The organism is Bacteroides sp. (assembly GCF_029057325.1).
Classification (GTDB): Bacteria; Bacteroidota; Bacteroidia; order Bacteroidales; family Bacteroidaceae; genus Bacteroides.
This window is the reverse complement of sequence record NZ_JAICZW010000166.1, coordinates 1-18,694: the sequence shown is the minus strand read 5'-3', so window position 1 is coordinate 18,694 and position 18,694 is coordinate 1. Positions and strand designations below refer to the sequence as shown.

Here is an 18,694-nt window from a genome sequence, read left to right as displayed (position 1 = left end):
GGTTTCAAGCCGAACAAGACACAGGCGTGACAGCGGTGCCCGCCGCCTTTTCCTTTCTGCGTTAAATATTACAAAAAGCCGAATCGGTCTATAAAAAGAGAAGCAGTTGCAATGTAGATATTGCAAAATTGCGTACTTTTGTAGCGTAAATTACATATACATCAGATTATCATCCTAAAAAACAGATATATCATGCAAAGATTGATTAACGAAATCGTTGAGCGCGCCAAAGCGAACCGCCAACGCATCGTTCTTCCCGAAGGTACGGAAGAACGCACACTGAAGGCTGCCAACCAGATCTTGACCGACGGAGTGGCCGACCTGATTATCCTGGGAAATCCCGCCGAAATAGAGGCCTGTGCCAAAGAGTGGGGACTGGGAAATATCAACAAGGCAACCATCATCGACCCCGAAAACCATCCGAAGAAAGAGGAATATGCACAACTGCTGTGCGAACTGCGCAAGAAGAAGGGCATGACCATCGAAGAGGCACGCAAACTGGTGGTTGACCCGCTCTATCTGGGTTGCCTCATCATCAAGAACGGCGATGCCGACGGACAGCTGGCCGGTGCACGCAACACGACGGGCAACGTGCTTCGCCCCGCTTTGCAGATTATCAAGACCTCTCCGGGCATTACTTGTGTCTCCGGCGCCATGCTGCTGCTGACCCATGCGCCCGAATATGGCAAGAACGGTGTCCTCGTGATGGGTGACGTGGCCGTGACTCCGGTGCCCGATGCCTCGCAGCTGGCACAGATTGCCGTATGTACGGCCCGCACAGCCCAGGCTGTTGCCGGAATCGATCCCAAAGTGGCCATGTTGAGCTTCTCTACCAAAGGATCGGCCAAACACGAAGTGGTGGACAAAGTGGTAGAGGCATTGAAGATTGCCAAGGAGATGGCTCCCGACATCGCCATCGACGGTGAGTTGCAGGCCGACGCCGCCCTGGTGCCCGAAGTGGGCGCAAGCAAGGCTCCGGGCTCTTCCATCGCCGGACATGCCAACGTGCTGGTGGTTCCCAGCCTCGAGGTGGGCAACATCTCCTACAAGCTGGTACAGCGTCTGGGACATGCCGATGCCGTAGGCCCCATCTTGCAGGGTATCGCCCGTCCGGTGAACGACCTCTCGCGCGGCTGCTCCATCGAAGATGTATATCGCATGATTGCCATCACCGCCAACCAGGCCATTGCTGCCAAAAAACTTGCTGAATAACCATTAAATCTGATATAAGTATGAAAATTTTAGTATTGAATTGCGGAAGCTCGTCCATCAAATACAAGCTGTTTGACATGGACACGAAAGAAGTCATCGCCCAAGGCGGCATCGAGAAAATCGGTCTGAAAGACTCTTTCCTGAAACTCACCCTGCCCAACGGCGAGAAGAAGATTCTGGAGAAGGACATCCCCGAACACACCGTGGGCGTGGAGTTCATCCTGAACACCCTGACCAGCGCCGAATATGGCGTTGTCAAGTCATTGGAAGAAATCAACGCCGTAGGCCACCGCATGGTGCACGGAGGCGAGAAGTTCAGCCAATCTGTATTGCTGACTCCGGAAGTGTTGGAAGCCTTTACAGCTTGCAATGACCTGGCTCCGCTCCACAACCCCGCCAACCTGAAAGGCGTGAACGCCATCTCCGCCATCCTGCCCGACGTGCCGCAGATTGGCGTGTTCGACACCGCCTTCCATCAAACCATGCCGAAGCATGCCTATATGTATGCCGTTCCCTACGAGCTGTACGAGAAATACGGCGTGCGCCGCTACGGCTTCCACGGAACTTCCCACCGCTACGTATCGAAGCGTGTCTGCGAGTTTCTGGGCATAGAGCCGGAAGGAAAGAAAATCATCACCTGCCACATTGGCAACGGCGGTTCCATCTCCGCCATCAAAGACGGCAAGTGCATGGACACCAGCATGGGTCTGACTCCGCTCGAAGGCTTGATGATGGGTACCCGCAGCGGTGACATCGACGGCGGTGCCGTTTCCTTCATCATGGAGAAGGAAGGTCTGGATGCCACAGGCATCTCCAACCTCCTGAACAAGAAGAGCGGTGTGCTGGGCATCTTCGGTGAATCCAGCGACATGCGCGACCTGGAGAATGCCGTGGCTGCCGGCAACGAGAGAGCCATCCTGGCCGAAGACATGTACTTCTACCGCATCAAGAAATACATCGGCTCCTACGCTGCCGCATTGGGTGGCGTGGACATCATAGTCTTCACCGGCGGTGTCGGCGAGAACCAGGCAAGCGCCCGCTGGGGTGCCTGCGAAGGACTGGAGTTCATGGGCGTGAAGCTGGATGCCGAGAAGAACAAGGTCCGCGGCGAGGAGATGGTTATCTCTACCGACGACTCCAAAGTGAAGGTAGTGGTTATCCCCACCGACGAAGAGCTGATGATTGCTTCGGATACGATGGATATCTTGAAGAAGTAAAATGTAATTATCTTTAACAACAAGATAATTAAGGCTCGACCTACTGATGAGTGTAAACGAAACAGTATTGGGGAAGAATGTAATTGATGGCATAAATACATCATTCGAATTATGATTTTATGAGAATGAAATCTTTAATTTTGGCAGAGTTAGGAGTAATCCTGACTCTGCTTTTTGGTTCATGTACCTATGAGTCTTACAAAAAAGAAATCGCTCCTGACTTGATGGATGAGGCTGACGAGGCTATTGTCTATTCTCAATTTGTAGATTCACTGAAATATATCCCTTTAGAAACTACAAGTGCATGTTTGATAAGTAGTATTACGGATGTACAGATAAGTGAGGAATTTATTTTTGTCTTTGACGAGAACATGCAAACCGTTTGGATATTCTCAAAGGAGGGTAAATACTTGAATCACATCTATCATCATGGAGACGCTCCAGGTGAGTATCACAATATATGCCAATTTGAGTATGACAGTGTGAATCACCAGATAGTGGTCTTGGATATGTGGACTCGTTCTCTTCTATTCTCTTCTATTCTATTCTCTCTCGGGTGATTTTAAGAAAAAAGTCGAGTTGGAAGTTGATGCTTCAGACTTTAAACTGATTCCTTCGGGAGGTTTCGTTGTTTCATTGGCGGGGGTAGATTCGCCAAAAGCGGGGATATATTATGTGGACGATTCAGCTAGGGTTATCAAGAAGCTGGTAGAGCGAAATCCCAATCATTTGGTATATATAGATTCAAATTGGGAATTGTGCGCTGTTTCAAACAAGGTTTACTTTATGGCTCCTAATTTTGACAATACATCCTACTGCTTTGATGGACAGAATTTGGAGACAAACTACGCTTTCCATATAAAGCCAGACTTGAAGCATGTTTATAAGGAAGATGTATCATTGCAACACATGGAAGACTTTCTGCGTACCGAATACATAGAGAGTAAGGATTGGATTTATGCTACCTATTGGAGTGCCGTTGCGGATGTCAGATGCTTCTTGTATTCAAAGAAGACACAGAAATACTACATTGGGAAATCATTAAAAAATGACTTGGACGGTGTGCAATGTACGGGTAAAACATCGATGTCCGAAGGTGATACTTTTGTATTCTGGTGTGAATCTGAAAACGAAAAGCAAAATCCGGTGTTGTAGATTCTATATTTGAAGCATTAAGGATGCATATTCCTCCCCCAAATAGGGCGGTGAGGAACCTGCAATCACAGTTCCATCTCTTTTTGATGAACTGAAATAGAAAGCCGGAGGCGGTAAATCCTGCCCTCCGGCTTTTCTTTTTTAACAGTATTTTTATTACAGAATGTCGCAAAAAACTTACCTTTGCTACGCCCTTTTTAGAGCAAACAGGAATAATTTAAATAAAAAGATTTATGAAACGATTCATGTATGTATTGCTTTTTGCATTGCTGGCAACCGGCGTGACCTATGCCCAGCAGGCAAAGTATGTGTTCTATTTCATCGGCGATGGAATGGGAGTAAACCAAGTGAACGGTACGGAAATGTATCTGGCCGAACAAGAAGGACGCATCGGCGTGAAGCCCCTGCTGTTCACCACCTTCCCGGTGGCAAGCATGGCGACAACCTTCTCTACCACCAATTCGGTGACCGACTCCTCCGCCGCCGGAACAGCCCTCGCCACCGGAGGAAAAACCTATAACGGCGCCATCGGCATGGACGATGAGAAAAACGTGCTCCGCTCCGTTGCCGAAAAGGCGAAGCAGGCAGGCAAGAAGGTGGGCGTAACCACCAGCGTCAGCGTGGACCATGCCACCCCGGCAGCCTTCTACGCCCACCAGCCCAACCGTAATATGTACTACGAGATAGCCCTCGACCTGCCGAAAGCAGGCTTCGACTTCTACGCAGGCGGCGGCTTCCTGAAACCGACCACTACCGCCGACAAGAAGGAAGCCCCGAGCATCTTCCCCACCTTTGAAGAAGCAGGCTACATCATCGCCCGCGGCCTAGACGAGTACAAGGCAAAGGCCTCCCAAGCCGGCAAGATGATTCTCATCCAGAAAGAAGATGCCGACCCCTCGTGCCTGCCCTACGCCATCGACCGCAAAGAAGGCGACCTGACTCTGGCCGAAATCACCGAGAGCGCCATCTCCTTCCTGACCAAAGGCAAGGACAAAGGCTTCTTCCTGATGGTCGAAGGCGGAAAGATTGACTGGGCTTGCCACGGCAACGACCCCGCCACCGTCTTCGAGGAAGTTGTAGATATGGACAATGCCATCAAAGTGGCCTACGAATTCTACAAGAAGCACCCCAAAGAAACCCTGATTGTTGTCACTGCCGACCACGAGACCGGCGGTCTGGGCCTTGGCACCGCCAAGTATGAACTGCAACTAAAGTTTCTGAAGAAACAGCAAAACTCTCAAGACCTCCTCTCACGTTCCATCACCGACCTCCGCAAGATGCGCAAAGTAATTAACTGGGAAGAGATAAAGGAATTTCTGGGCGAAAAGATGGGCTTCTGGAAAGAGGTGCCCGTGACATGGGAACAAGAAAAGATGCTGCGCGATGCCTACGAAGAATCCTTTGTAAACAAGCACGTCGTGTTCGAAGAGAGCCTCTACGCCAAGACCGAACCGCTGGCCGTTGCCGCCAAGAAGGTGATGAGCCAGGCAGCGATGGTGGGCTGGACAAGCGGCAACCACACAGCAGGCTATGTACCTGTATTTGCGATAGGCGCAGGCTCCAAATTGTTCATCGGCAAGATGGATAACACCGAGATTCCGCAACGCATTGCGAAGGCTGCGGGATACAAATAAAGAATAAGTTCCGATTTTGTTTAAAATCATGAGAGGGGGCCGTGCTCCCTCTCTTTTTTTGATGGCAGAGGAATCTTTCAATGCAAAAATAAAGGCGTTTAGAAGTCTGTTGAGAGGAGTATAAAGTTCTTCATGTTCAGATTGGCTACTTTGTATGCTTAGAGGAAAGGAATACTAACCGAGAATATTTGCTGGCCCATTGTTTTGCAATTTGCAATAGGCTATAGTAATTACGGCATTGCAAAATAGAGCCTTATTTTCGGTTCATCCGATATTTGAAGTGACAGCGCACAATGACGCTTTCTATCATTAGCGGGCTGAAAGCCCAATTATCACTCCAAATTCCGGATGAGCCAAAAATTTCTTCCCTTCTATATCTACAATCTTATCTTTCATTATCAGGTAGCAACTAAAACATAAAACTAAATTTTTTTTTCTGCGAAGCATTAAACCGTTCAATCTCCAATGAGAGGGATTTCTTTAACTGACCAGCCATAAAGTTCAAGAAAGGCTGATTAACCTCTTCTTCCTGCGATAGTCGTAAGGCGGAAATATACTCTTCTCTATCTTCCTTGAATATCTTAGTTGGAAAAAGGTTGTAGCAAAACTGAATGTAATTCATCAACAGCCGTGCAGTTCTTCCGTTACCATCTACCCACGGATGAATGGTCACTAAGTTAAAATGGGCATTGAAACTTAATTCGTATTGTTCTCGGAATGTTCCCACAGCCTTCTGCTTTTCCTGTAATAAAGCGCAAAGTTCCTCTACTTTGGCAGGGACTTTTTGAGAACTCATATAAGAACGTCCACCAATACCAGCCGTCACGCCACACAAGCGAAATTCACCTTTGGAAGAATCAAAAGAGCCACCCATAACGTTATAAATACTGCCTGTCGTACGCATTAATGTCGAATTCAGCTTTTGCAAAAACGCTGAATTAATTGGCTTCTTACATTTGGCTTCCTCTTTGGCAAACTCATACGCTTTCTTTAAGTCCTCATTCATCAAATGATACACCAAAGGTTTCCCTTTAGCGGTCAAGCCTTCATCGAAAAGCATTTGCGCCTCCGCTTCGGTAAGTGTTGAACCCTCAATCGCTGTAGAATGGGTAATAAGAGAATAAAGGTAGTACTTCTCATAGTCCACCGCTTCACTAATACCAAGTTGCTGAAACTTCTGGTATAACTGTTCAATCTCTTGCCAAACACCTTGTTCCATTGATTTTTATTTAATTGGATTTATTTTTTTCAAAGGTAGTGTATTTGCATTGCGTAACCAAAGGAAATAACGACTTACTACTATATTTTTTACGTTTGTGGAGAAAGTGTGGGAAAAGTTTCTATAGTATAGAATGAAAGCAGCCTTGATTTCTTCCTTATAATAGAAAATATCAATGCTGCAACTATTTTCAGAAAAATCCGCCTGTATATAAAGCGTTTCTTGTATCTTTGGCACGTCATTAGCCTCTTTAGGCTTTTGGCAGACATAGTATTGGAAGCGTTTGGCTTCATTTCGTTTGTGGTGAACCTCGAAAATTCAACGTATAATCGGAATGGCAGAGAAACGCCCCCTCTTGGCATTTATATGTACCCTTACATATAAAAGAGTATAAAAGGCCAATACATTCAGTGCTATGGATTACGCAAAAGGGGCATACTATATGATTAAGCACAGAAATAAATAACCATCATAACAATTATAAAAGCTGCACAGCGGCGACTTCAAAGGCATTGTCAGCACCAGTGCTTTGGAAATAGGCATTGACATTGATGGCCTGAATATCGCCATTATCGCTGATATGCCCCACGACAAGAATAGTTACCAACAACGGATTGGACGTATAGGCCGTTTTGGTTGCGACAAGAGTTATGTGATTATTGTGCGTACCGATTCTTTTGCTTCCCAACTATTGTTTGATGAATTTGATTACGACATGGATAAGGTCTTGCCCAACTATGAGCCGGCTTTGTATCTGGAAGATGAGAACGTACAGAATATACAGGCGTTATGCCATGTTGGGGAACATGACAAATGCGAATATGCGCAATGGAAGGGGAACATGGGGCAAGTTCAGAAATTTGATGACGGAGGTTGTTTCCCGCCGTCTTTCGTCAAACTTTGCCTGAATATATTGACAGGACAAACGTCTCAAGGCTATGATAACATGAGATGTGATGCGCCACACTTTGCCTATCCGTTGCGTTTTTGGGATAAGCAATATGACATCGTTGCAGCAAGAGACGAAAGGAAACCGATACCCCAAGAACAGATTTCCCGTGAACAACTGGGAACGGAAGGCTATAAACAAGCCGTAAGGAATACGATGTACAAAGGCGAGAAAATCAGGGAAAGGGTTGTGTGCCCGAATCTTTCTAAAAGGGAAATTTATGTAAAAAGAGAGTACAACAATTATCTGTCGACAAAACCCTACAAACGTAAATATATCATTCCCAATTTCAATAACAAGGACTACAATAACAAGGGCATTTATTATGGGGACACGAAAATATACAATTTACGTGTAAGAGAGCATTGTAATATCTATGGCTATTACGAAAAAAAGAATAGGAACTGGGAATACCATCGTTATGAGGACGTATTCAGATTACCCGTGTTCTATACGACAGGTACAATTTTCTTCCACCCGTGCTTGAATACGAAAGGGGTAAATAAAAGCAATATCGTCCAAATCCTGTTTGAAACATTCCTGAGCCGAAATGCGCTTGACCGAAATGATATTAATTATATAGAAGGTAAACTGTTTAACGGTAATGACATTTTGCAAAGAGATGACAGATTCGTAGCAATTTATGATGCAAACGCATTAAATATCACCAGTAGGATTATGGATGATGCGTTGTTGAAGGATATGTTTGCGTATCTCAGCAGACATAAGGATGTCATTGTGCATAATATATGTCCTGAAATAAACCAAGCAACCATCGAGGCCATAGAGACTTTATGCCAGAGCATCATGAACAGTGAAGCAGACACAAACTATCAGGATTTGGGATTGGAACACAGATTCAAAATGGGCACGGAAATCTTTTATCTGTCAGAACACGCTGATGACCCTGATGTGGACGTGAAACAGAAATGTCTGCTTGTAGGAAATGGTAACGAAAAAGACACATATAATGTGTTGCTAAACGGGAAGTTGGAAATAGATGTTCCTATAAACCGCATAGAAGCCACAGAGAATACAGAATTTGAAATCAGAACAAAATAATAATCGCCATGGTCGGAATCAGAACAACTTCAGACGGACGCTATATGTTGGATTGCAACGGTATTCTTCTGGAAAAGAGTTTTTTCAGGATTGAGAGACTTGCCGATAAAAGCAATTATTATCTGCTATGGGAAGATGAGGACATGGATGTGTTCTATTTGTACAATTCGGAGAAAAACATATTTGCCTTAAAAGCCTCCGTTTGCAGGAATGCACAGACTTTCCGTAAGGTAGATTCCTATTCAGAAGAAACACTGTCCTTTGTAGCTTACAGAAGCGATGAGGAATATGCCCATATCCTCTATGATGACGGGGATATGGAAAGATATGCTTTTCAGTATGTAGGCGAGGAACACAATGGGATGCGCCCTGTCAAGACGTATGGCGGCAAGTGGCTGTATTATGATGCGCAAAGGCGCAAACCTGCTTGGGCCATAGAGAAAGGTTACAACCTGAAAGACGGTGAAGCATTGGGTCGGAAACTCAACAGAAGCTACTTTATCATATATGGGGCTGACGGTAGTTGCAATATCAGGAAATATGATGAGAACTTACACAAAGTGACCTATCTAAATGACAAATACGATTTCATTGAAGAAATCATGCCAGAATTCTTTGTCGGGAAATTGCGATGGAAAGATTTATTTGAACTGTTTGTATGCGATACCAATCTAAGGCCAATAGGTTATTATGACAGCAAGCCTGTATATGACGCAGCGAACAATGTTTTCTATGTCCACAAAGAAGAAGCTTGGTGCATTATTCGGAATCGGAAAGAACTATATAACAATCAATGGACAACTTGCAATTTCCGCTTCCACGGTGCTTACATATTCTATCAAGTTGCATCAAATAAGGCATGGCAAATATTTGACGGGAACAACGGCATGCAACTCTGCATTCATTGGAAAAACATCCGACTTTATGAATCGGACAATGAGGCTTATTTGCTGGTAGATACAGGTCAAGGTAAAGATTGCAAAATATCTGTTGATGAGATTGGAGAATATATACGTGAATGGTTTGAACTATTAGCAACCCGTTCCAAAGCTCTATATGCTCAAGGTGAATGGACGCAGTCTGAATCATCCATTGTCGGGCATGAGAACAGTAAACAGCCTTACGCCATAGAATCCTCAACAAGCGCAACAATTCAAGAAAAGGACGCTTTGGTGACAGATATGCCAAAGGCCTTCGAGCAGCAGTTAGAATATCCGAATGAATGGCCTGACCATATAGAATACTGCACAACCATAGAACGTGTCCACATAGCCAAAGACCGATATCTGATTTGCGGCAGGAATTATAACATGGTTTCAGCGGGAGAACACATTTGCTGGATTGTCAGGGACAGGAATGCTCTTGTAATTACACGATACATGCCCAACAAAGCCCATAAGGTAATCTATTGCAAAGCGTATAACAAAGGAAATGATACCTTGAAGCGACTGCGACTGCCTGCCAAGACCTTCAAAGTTGACATGAAGAATGTATTGGAAGAGCAGTTTGCAGAAGAACTTGATAGGCAGATTTCTTTGAGAAAAGAGAAGAAACAGGATAGCGTTTCCGCAAACGAGCAAACGATAATCAAGGAAAGCACTTCTAACGAAGTCGCCTATGAAACCCGAGTACAAGTGTTTGATATTGGCAAAGGAAATAAAATTTACTTCCAGCTTGACGGGAAAGATTATTGGTTGGGGACAGGGGATGTTTGGAAAGTCGGAGAGGCATTCCGAAAAAGGAACTATCTCTTAAAGAAAGACATTCTTGCCATCTTGCTCAATTCGTCAAATATCGTTTGTATAGACTACAAACGAAGCGTCAACCTGCATTATCAAATCATAGGAGAAGGGAAAGATGCAAGATTCGACCAAGACTTTGGACCAACAAACAAGGCTATCAGGGATAATTCAAAACGGATTCTATTGTTTACAGAAAATAATGGTGAAATCCGCTTCTTGGATGAGGTGTTGTGTAGTAACTATTCTTTGGTAGGACAAGAATCTGCAACTGGATACGGGCGTAAACTGATTCTGTTTGATTTAGTTTCCAAGACCCAACATAATCCATGGCATATCGTAACCAAGAAATAATGCCCGACAAATGAATATATACGGCGATAGCCGTTGGAGATAACTTCAATGGCAAACGAAGATTATACTGAGTCAACAATGAATCATGGGCATAAATAACTAATTTTCAATATTTACCCCTCAATAAATAGATAGATTTCAGGGAGAATAATCTTGTCAAAAGCGATTATAAGAATAACTTGAATCGGTTTGATATAGAATATCTTCGTGATAAAAATGGTAATATTGTCCAAATGAACTATGCTGAATATTATAACGACAAATATCGGGGAAATCCATTCAATGTATAATTGAATATGTCTACTGACTTGCACGATGTTAACTCTATTCGTTAACAAAAATTATGTCCAAAAATTAGGAAACAACCTTACCACGAGGCTATATTTGTATCTTGAAAAGCATCAAGAGCGTTTCAGTACGCACCAACCGAGCTTTGGATATTGTAGCCACGGTGGTAAAGTGATGTGGATTGTCTAATCTAAAATAAAACAATATGGATGACCGTAACATCATTACAAGTGGCAGTCGCCACGATTTTTCTTATCAATCACTTTTTGAGGGTATTGTGCTTGGGCGTATGGAGACATACAATGCGGGCAAACTGAACTGTTGGGGATTCTGCAAGGCAACGGATATGCGTAATGGAATCACCCTCAGCTTGGGTAATCTTTGCAAAGGCTATTCTTTCAGCCTCAACGGACACATCTTCCGCACCAGTGAAGCAGCTTACCTTTGCGGAGAATTCTCTTCCGATTCGACCTTAAATCAAGCCATACAGCATAGTTTGGCGGAAGAGCCCAATCCGTTTCTGGCCAAAAAAGTAATCAAACGCAAAAACATAGAACTTATCAGACAAGATTGGACAGAAGTCCGTCTGCAATGGATGCAGTATGTGGTTTGGCAGAAGTGCATTGGGAATTCAGACTTTCGGAATTTGCTCCTTTCCATTCCTGACAATGCAGTAATCATAGAAGACAGTACGGCCAATCATGGGGCTACATCTTCTGTATGGGGTGCAAAGAATAAAGAGTTAAGGCAAGTCCGTAGACAGAAGAAAAAAGAACTGTGCGCACTATACCCTACGATGAAGAAGAAAGATTTGAATTTGCTTATATCAGAGGAATGCGGAAAAATAACGGATGTCGGTTGTTTTGTCGGGGAAAACAATATGGGCAAGATACTGATGATGTGTAAAGTCGCATTGGAGAACCATGTTCTTCCACCGATTGACTTTGAACTGTTACGGGCAAAGAAGATATATCTGTTCGGCGAATTAGTAACCTTTGAAAATGAAGAATATGTTGAGGATTGAAAGTTTCAAGATTAGCTATAGGTAGAGGGATATGGCTTAGGCAGAGGGAACTTGCAGGGTAATTGTCCCTTCCGTTTATATGGCTACGATGGAGAAAACCTACAAGGGATTGACTAAAGCGGAATATTTTTACAAAAACAAAGAACTTATGGTAGAAAACGTAAAAAGCAGAGCAACATTTGAATTGGGTAGGCTTTATGAGCAATACCAAGATATCCTTTGGGATTATGACAATTATAAAAAGCTATGGGATGAATGGTACCAGTACAAGCAAAAGATACGGATGTTGAAAACTGAGACTCAGGCACTCATGGAAGAAGCGAATGGGGCGGAAATGCCTTTGCTTGACTTCTATGAAAAGATGTTGGATAAGGATGCGTCTCAATATTTTTATGACTTGTTGGACAAATATGATATTAAGCCTCTATCCCTTTCTCCATCTGTATTGGAAACGTCCATCAGGCTTATTGAAGAAGAATTTATTAACCCCAAACGTGAAAGATATGAAAGCAATACTGAAGAAAAGCGTGAAGGATAGGTTTTGGGACGCAGACGATTATGACATGCAGGATCTCAATCCAATGAATAAAACGTTGACCAATTACTATCTGCCTTATTTGTCGCCTTCGCCCTTGAAAAGTTTCCTCTTGAAAAAGCTGTTCACCTTCAAGCAGATGTATCTTTATTTGAAGGTGGATTGTGAAAAAGACAACTCCGCTGTAAAGTCCATATCCTTGGAATGCGATCTGTTAAGCGACTGGGAAAGGTTTTGTGACAGCAGCAAAGTTAATTGGACTAAGATTAGGGAATGCCTGGCCGTGTATTTCCTATGTCTTGGATATCCTTGCATTCGATGTACGAATGATAAGGATATAGTGAACTTCATTCAGAGGCTCGAAAAGGATGTTCCGTTAGCACAAGAATATTTCAGGGTGTTGTGCAACTATGAATGGGAGGGGGATATGTGGAATCACAATAATGAGGCGACACAAGTCGCTTTGAAATACAATAGTGGTAAGGACGTTATTATACCTGATTATGGTAATATGTGTAACTAAACTTTATGTTTTCTATGGAATACCGAGATCTTGAATTATCGAATATTTATAAGAAATAGCTATGATACAAATAACCAAAGAGGGTTTGAGAAAGCGTTTTGAAACATACAATCAGTTATATTTCAAGAGACGTTTGAAAACGCCTGTTTTCAAATTTATTACGGCAAAGTTGCCTTATGGTAGTTGCCACACGAAGAAAGACCGATGTGAGATATGGATGAGCAAATATACCAAGTGGACGGATGAAACCCTGAAAAACGTCTTGATTCACGAGATGACACATCAATATGTCTACGAGATCTTGCATGGATGCAAATATACGCTGTTCCCGCACGGCATACGTTTTTGCTATGTAAGATGGAGATTGAACAAAAAATATAACCTGAAAATAGCCCAAATCCCAATGGAGGAATAAATATGAACGAGAACAACAGCATAATAGAAAACGGTATAAGACTGCAAGACGACCGTATTATCCAAGGCTATCCTAAACAAGATGTGATAGAAGAAACAAAAACAGAAACTTTTATGCTGGACAAGACGGGAGAATACTTCAGCATACACAAGAGACCTAATAAGCCCCAAATGGTAGATGAAGAAAAACTTGCCTTGCGGAAATTGTTTACCGACAATGCCTTCCTCCTCTTGGCCAATAGGAAACGTATTCAAAATGACAGCCGAATGTTACTTACACCCGTACACGTCAGAAACGGTTTGGCTTACTCTGGTGCGTTCGCCACAGCAACAATAGGTGTTTATATAGAGTGGTGGTTGAACGCTCCTTATTCAGTTTTGTTTAGTGAGGATGATACAATGTCGTTGATATGGTTTGTGTCTGGTAGTCCGCTCAGTGGAGCGAACTGTTGCGCCAAGGTATATGAAGATGGCAGGATAGAGGAGGAAAAAGTGTCTTTCTTTGGCAAATTATGGTCGAGGTTTGTCGACATATTGGCTGATTACCATGAACCGAAAAAGCTGTATCAGGCTTACACTTTGCCCGAAGCGATTGACATTCTACAACGAGAAACAACAACGGAAGATTATGCGAAAAGTATTAAAGAGTTTCATCATCAGGCCCAAGTCAACCTGTTGAATGCACAGCTTCAGGATTTAAAGGAAAAGTATAAACATCAGAATGCGGGATGTGAGAGGTATCAGAAAGAGTGGCATTTTGCTTTATTCCAACTTAAGCAGAACGAAATATTTTCTTTTTATAAAGAATACATACTTCGGAGAGAAAAATTGCAAAAAAGAAGAGAAGAACTTGACAGAGTTAATAGCGAACTAAAAGAAAAACTACGCAAAGGTGAGTTGTTGAATAAAGAGTACCAACCTTTACTGACCGTCAATAAGAAAGAGATAGAACAGCTTAAATGGAGTTTGGATAGTTTTGCAAACGACCATATTTCTATGTTGATTCCTAAACTAGCGGAAGTCCATACATATTTATCTTATAGCATTTTAGATAGTATTTTATCTGAAATTGCAGAATTTGTCGGAAGCGAAGAATTCTAAATACAAACATTAGTCTATTATATAACTATTAATTAAAAATCAAATGAGTAATTAGAAAATTGTTTGCTTGGTATAGTTGTGGCAGCTTTACATAAGGATAAATCGTGGCTTTATCATAAGCTCAATGAGGACATTGTTAATGGCGTTAAACAGCTGCTCGCAAGGGCCAAATATATACTTACCAAACATGAGCCAAATCTATCAGCAAACCTACGAGTTACGAGGAGTAAAAAAGAAAAGCGGAGAGAGTTTTTCAACTTTCTCCGCTTCAGTACCCAGACCCGGGGTCGAACCGGGATGGAAGTGAATCCACTGGTGTTTGAGACCAGCGCGTCTACCGATTCCGCCATCTGGGCATGTTTGATTTCTCAAATGCGTTGCAAAGATACGGCTTTTTTCTAAACCTGCAATAGTTTTGCAAGAAAAAGACAAAAAAAATAAGAAAATATACTGAAAGCATTCAATCTTTGTAAAATATGCAGTACATTAGCAGAAACTTAAAAATTAAACATTATGGTAACCAATAAAGATAATTTCTGCGTAATCATGGGGGGAGGAATCGGAAGCCGTTTCTGGCCGTTCAGCCGCAAGACCCTTCCCAAGCAGTTCCTGGATTTCTTCGGCACGGGACGCTCTTTATTGCAACAAACGTTCGACCGCTTCAAGAAAGTGATTCCTACCGAAAATATTCTGATTGTGACAAACGACTTGTATGCAAGTCTGGTAGCGGAACAACTGCCTGAGCTCAAACCGGAACAAATCCTGCTGGAACCGACACGCCGGAACACAGCTCCCTGCATCGCATGGGCCGCCTATCACATCCGTGCCCTGAATCCGAACGCCAACATCGTTGTGGCTCCTTCGGATCATCTGATTCTAAAAGAAGGAGAATTTCTGGAAGCCATAGAAAAAGGACTGGAATTTGTCTCCCAATCTGATAAACTGCTGACCCTTGGTATCAAGCCCAATCGTCCGGAGACCGGCTATGGCTACATACAGATTGCAGAGAACATCGGAAACAACTTCTATAAGGTAAAGACTTTTACCGAAAAGCCGGAACTGGAACTGGCAAAAGTGTTTGTAGAAAGCGGCGAGTTCTATTGGAACTCCGGTCTGTTCATGTGGAACGTAAACACCATCATCAAGGCGGGTGAGACGTTGTTGCCCGAATTGGCATCCAAACTGGCACCGGGCAAAGATTTCTATGGAACACCGCAAGAGAAACAATTCATCAACGAGAATTTCCCCGCCTGCCCCAACGTATCCATCGACTTCGGCATCATGGAAAAGGCCGACAACGTCTATGTATCATTGGGTGATTTCGGTTGGTCGGATTTAGGCACATGGGGGTCGCTGTACGACCTATCGCCGAAAGACGAAGCCGGTAATGTTGCCTTGAAGTGCAAATCACTTATCTACAACAGCAAAAACAACATCGTGGTACTACCAGAAAACAAACTTGCCGTCATTGATGGACTGGAAGGATACCTTATTGCCGAATCGAACAACGTGTTGCTGATTTGCAAGAAGGATGAAGAACATACTATCCGCAAGTATGTCAACGATGCGCAGATAAAAATGGGAGAAGATTTCATTTAATTTGAAAGTTTGGCTGATGCCGCAATAAAATGGCGGGAGTCGGATGCATCCGACTCCCGCCATCGTTTATCTAGAGGAGGAATATAAACAATTAAAGTGCTGCGCGAATGGCTTCCGCCACAGCCTTGAACTCTTCATCCGTCAGTTTCAGTTTGGGATTGGAGAAAAGCATGTCTTTCTCGTTCTGCATAGGAACCAGATGAATGTGGGCGTGGGGCACTTCAAGTCCCAGCACCGCTTCTCCAACCTTCCGGCACGGGAAAGCCTTTCCGATGGCAAGCGCTACTTTCTTGGCGAACACATGCATCGCCGCCAAATCCTCGTCATCCAAATCGAAGACATAATCCACTTCCTGCTTGGGTACGACCAACGTATGCCCCTTCACCAACGGATTGATGTCGAGAAACGCAAAGAACTTATCATCCTCCGCCACCTTGTAGCAAGGAATCTCACCTGCTATAATTCTGCTGAATATTGTTGCCATAACTATTACTAAATTATAAAAATAAGGCAAGCCCGCACGCGGACCTGCCTTCCATCAAAATGATATATTCACTATCTCTAAGTTAATGATGCCTTGCGGAACTTTGATTTCCGCAACGTCACCCACTTTCTTGCCAAGCAAGCCTTGCGCAATCGGGGTATTCACTGAAATCTTGCCCTCCTTCAGGTTGGCTTCGCTTTCCGACACAATGGTATAAACCATCTTCATGCCGTTCTTCACGTTCTTCAGTTCCACCTTATTAAGAATCTGTACTGAATCAGTTTTCAACTTAGACTCATCAATAATCTTGGCATCGGCGATGGTCAACTTCAAGTTATTGATTTTCATCTCAAGCATGCCTTGAGCCTCCTTGGCTGCATCATACTCTGCATTTTCCGACAAGTCGCCCTTATCGCGAGCCTCGGCAATCGCCGCTGAGATTTTGGGACGTTCCACCGTCTCCAACTGCTTCAGATCGGCCAACAATTTCTTGTAGCCCTCTTCTGACATATAAGCCATACGTTTTTCCTCCTTATTATAAAATTTATGAATGATGCTATAAAACAAAAAAGAATTCCAACATAGGTCAGTATGCTGGAACCCTCTTTTTTTAATTTCCTCGCAAAGATAGCGTTTTACACAATGCGTGTCAAGCAAAAAGAACTGCTTTGCAACATATTTAAACGTTAACTTCTAATTTATAACAAATTAGAGTAATGCTTTCACAGCTGTTTCCAAGTCTTTGATGTTCTCACCACGGTCGCTCAACTCATTGTTCTTGTTGACCAAAAACAAGGTAGGAACATTTTGTACATTATAAAGAGCCGCAACAGATGAATAGATACCATTGCCATCGCGCACACAAATCCACGGCAGGTTGTCGGCAATCGTTTTCCAGTAATGTTCGTCTGCATCCAGTGAAACCTGATAAATTTCCAACCCGCGGTCGGCATATTTATCGTACAAGTCGCGCAACATATAGTTATGTGCGGCAGAAACGGCACTCTGATAAATGGTAAAGTCCACGATGACCGCCTTTCCTTTCAGCTCGCTCAACTTATGCGTATTGCCTTTCATATCACGCAGGTTGATGTCAATCACACCCGTCTCGCTAATGGACTCCTCAGGAATTTCCAATACCCTCTGTTGCGGAGTACGGGTATTTTTCATACCTTTTATTACGATATTATAAAGGTTCTTGGAACGGTCGGCATGCGGATAGGTATTGTTCAGGGTGGTTGCCACCGCCGCAAAGCATTTGATATCATCCTTGCTGTTCAGCGGGTCGAAAATCAGGTAGTTGTTCAGCTTCTGGAACAAAGCGAAATAAGCGGCAGCCGTGTTAGGAGCGGCAAAGATGTAGCCGATTTTCACCTCATCCTTGTAATTCTTCAGCAAGACGGCAAGGCTGTCATTAAAGACATCAACCCCCAGCTTGTGCGCCTGCATTTCCTGCAACAAGCTGTTCACATCGGCCTGAAGCTTCATCTGCTTCATTGTCAGCTCTTTCATCTTTGAGCTATTGACCGATCCTTCCACCGTATAGGCTGTAGCGAAGTCGGCGTATGGTGCCTTCACCGAAACTGTCTCCGTAGAATCAATGGAGAAATTAATGACTTTGTCATCCACTCGCAAGCGGTAAAATTCGGGCGATGACGGACGCGCCTGCTTAAAGGCGAAAGAGCCGTCCCCTTTCAGCTTTACGGAATCCAACAGAACAATACCTTCCAATGCCGAGGCCTCCAAATAGAGCATTTTGCCATCGGCACCGGACACCTCACCTTCCACCTTGAATTTCGGTTCGGAATTACAAGCACTCAAAGCAATTGCCGCAAGTGCCATCAAAAAGACTTTTTTCATATCGTATCTTTAGTTTTATTTTTCAAAGTCGCCTGCAAATATACGCCTTTTCAAGTTTAGTCAAAGCATTTTTCCTGCTTCTTACGCATAGAAAACAGCAAAAAACGCCTAAATACAAACTTTTTATCTCATTCCCACCATCTTAGACGAATAAATTAGTTATCTTTGCACGATTTTTGAAAGAAATTAGATATAAAGTATTTTTTATGATTAACCCAATTGTTAAGACAATCGAGCTTCCTGATGGAAGAACCATCACGCTCGAAACGGGAAAGCTGGCAAAACAGGCAGACGGTTCTGTAATGCTTCGCATGGGCAACACCAT

General features: G+C 43.5%; 17 protein-coding genes, 1 tRNA gene and 1 riboswitch. Of the genes, 13 read left to right on the top strand and 5 right to left on the bottom strand.

The features are described 5' to 3' along the window. The first annotated feature begins 192 nt into the window (after positions 1-192). The 5 genes from pta to K2G43_RS11185 all read left to right on the top strand — a co-directional run bounded on the left by pta (position 193) and on the right by K2G43_RS11185 (position 5,218). Positions 193-1,212, top strand: coding sequence for a phosphate acetyltransferase (pta, locus tag K2G43_RS11205; protein ID WP_300155194.1), 1,020 nt, complete (start codon positions 193-195; stop codon positions 1,210-1,212). A 20-nt stretch (positions 1,213-1,232) separates the two neighbouring features. Beyond that, on the top strand, positions 1,233-2,429 hold the full coding sequence (locus K2G43_RS11200) for an acetate kinase (protein ID WP_300155191.1): 1,197 nt from the start codon (positions 1,233-1,235) through the stop codon (positions 2,427-2,429). A gap of 125 nt (positions 2,430-2,554) precedes the next feature. Next, the gene (locus tag K2G43_RS11195; RefSeq protein WP_300155188.1) at positions 2,555-2,989 is read left to right on the top strand and encodes a 6-bladed beta-propeller; all 435 of its coding nucleotides are present in this window, start codon (positions 2,555-2,557) and stop codon (positions 2,987-2,989) included. A gap of 19 nt (positions 2,990-3,008) precedes the next feature. Beyond that, positions 3,009-3,584, top strand: a complete 576-nt coding sequence (locus tag K2G43_RS11190) for a 6-bladed beta-propeller (protein WP_300155185.1) — start codon at positions 3,009-3,011, stop codon at positions 3,582-3,584. A gap of 233 nt (positions 3,585-3,817) precedes the next feature. After that, on the top strand, positions 3,818-5,218 hold the full coding sequence (locus K2G43_RS11185) for an alkaline phosphatase (RefSeq protein ID WP_300155183.1): 1,401 nt from the start codon (positions 3,818-3,820) through the stop codon (positions 5,216-5,218). Positions 5,219-5,627: 409 nt separating this feature from the next. Here K2G43_RS11185 and K2G43_RS11180 read toward each other — a convergent pair whose 3' ends face one another. Next, positions 5,628-6,437, bottom strand: a complete 810-nt coding sequence (locus K2G43_RS11180; RefSeq protein ID WP_300155181.1) for a Fic family protein — start codon at positions 6,435-6,437, stop codon at positions 5,628-5,630. A gap of 487 nt (positions 6,438-6,924) precedes the next feature. Between K2G43_RS11180 and K2G43_RS11175 the strand changes: the two genes are divergently transcribed. The 7 genes from K2G43_RS11175 to K2G43_RS11150 all read left to right on the top strand — a co-directional run bounded on the left by K2G43_RS11175 (position 6,925) and on the right by K2G43_RS11150 (position 14,426). Next, on the top strand, positions 6,925-8,448 hold the full coding sequence (locus tag K2G43_RS11175; RefSeq protein ID WP_300155289.1) for a helicase-related protein: 1,524 nt from the start codon (positions 6,925-6,927) through the stop codon (positions 8,446-8,448). An 8-nt stretch (positions 8,449-8,456) separates the two neighbouring features. After that, positions 8,457-10,541 (top strand): hypothetical protein, encoded by a 2,085-nt coding sequence (locus K2G43_RS11170; RefSeq protein ID WP_300155178.1) that lies wholly within the window; start codon positions 8,457-8,459, stop codon positions 10,539-10,541. A 393-nt stretch (positions 10,542-10,934) separates the two neighbouring features. Continuing rightward, positions 10,935-11,036: riboswitch (SAM-I-IV-variant riboswitch) on the top strand. Continuing rightward, positions 11,035-11,853, top strand: a complete 819-nt coding sequence (locus tag K2G43_RS11165; protein ID WP_300155175.1) for an NADAR family protein — start codon at positions 11,035-11,037, stop codon at positions 11,851-11,853. (Overlaps the previous riboswitch by 2 nt.) Positions 11,854-12,001: 148 nt before the next feature. Continuing rightward, positions 12,002-12,391 (top strand): hypothetical protein, encoded by a 390-nt coding sequence (locus K2G43_RS11160; RefSeq protein ID WP_300155172.1) that lies wholly within the window; start codon positions 12,002-12,004, stop codon positions 12,389-12,391. After that, entirely contained in the window at positions 12,357-12,911 is a 555-nt protein-coding gene (locus K2G43_RS11155; RefSeq protein WP_300155169.1) for a hypothetical protein, read from the top strand. Before K2G43_RS11160 ends, K2G43_RS11155 begins: the two co-directional genes overlap by 35 nt. 61 nt (positions 12,912-12,972) lie before the next feature. Next, on the top strand, positions 12,973-13,326 hold the full coding sequence (locus K2G43_RS13530) for a SprT-like domain-containing protein (RefSeq protein ID WP_366525047.1): 354 nt from the start codon (positions 12,973-12,975) through the stop codon (positions 13,324-13,326). A 2-nt stretch (positions 13,327-13,328) separates the two neighbouring features. Further along, the gene (locus tag K2G43_RS11150) at positions 13,329-14,426 is read left to right on the top strand and encodes a hypothetical protein (RefSeq protein ID WP_300155168.1); all 1,098 of its coding nucleotides are present in this window, start codon (positions 13,329-13,331) and stop codon (positions 14,424-14,426) included. A gap of 272 nt (positions 14,427-14,698) precedes the next feature. Here K2G43_RS11150 and K2G43_RS11145 read toward each other — a convergent pair. Continuing rightward, positions 14,699-14,782: transfer RNA gene (locus K2G43_RS11145), tRNA-Leu, on the bottom strand. A 157-nt stretch (positions 14,783-14,939) separates the two neighbouring features. Here K2G43_RS11145 and K2G43_RS11140 point away from each other — a divergent pair. Further along, positions 14,940-16,025 (top strand): mannose-1-phosphate guanylyltransferase, encoded by a 1,086-nt coding sequence (locus K2G43_RS11140; protein WP_300155165.1) that lies wholly within the window; start codon positions 14,940-14,942, stop codon positions 16,023-16,025. Positions 16,026-16,116: 91 nt separating this feature from the next. Here K2G43_RS11140 and K2G43_RS11135 read toward each other — a convergent pair whose 3' ends face one another. From K2G43_RS11135 to K2G43_RS11125, 3 genes are all read right to left on the bottom strand, one after another. Further along, positions 16,117-16,509 carry an HIT family protein gene (locus tag K2G43_RS11135; RefSeq protein ID WP_300155162.1) on the bottom strand — a complete coding sequence of 131 codons (393 nt, stop codon included), beginning with the start codon at positions 16,507-16,509 and terminating at the stop codon, positions 16,117-16,119. Positions 16,510-16,563: 54 nt separating this feature from the next. Next, entirely contained in the window at positions 16,564-17,028 is a 465-nt protein-coding gene (greA, locus tag K2G43_RS11130; protein WP_297642342.1) for a transcription elongation factor GreA, read from the bottom strand. Positions 17,029-17,217: 189 nt separating this feature from the next. Continuing rightward, positions 17,218-18,369: a DUF4369 domain-containing protein gene (locus K2G43_RS11125; RefSeq protein WP_297642344.1), complete on the bottom strand. Its 1,152-nt coding sequence runs from the start codon at positions 18,367-18,369 to the stop codon at positions 17,218-17,220. Positions 18,370-18,694 lie beyond the last annotated feature (325 nt).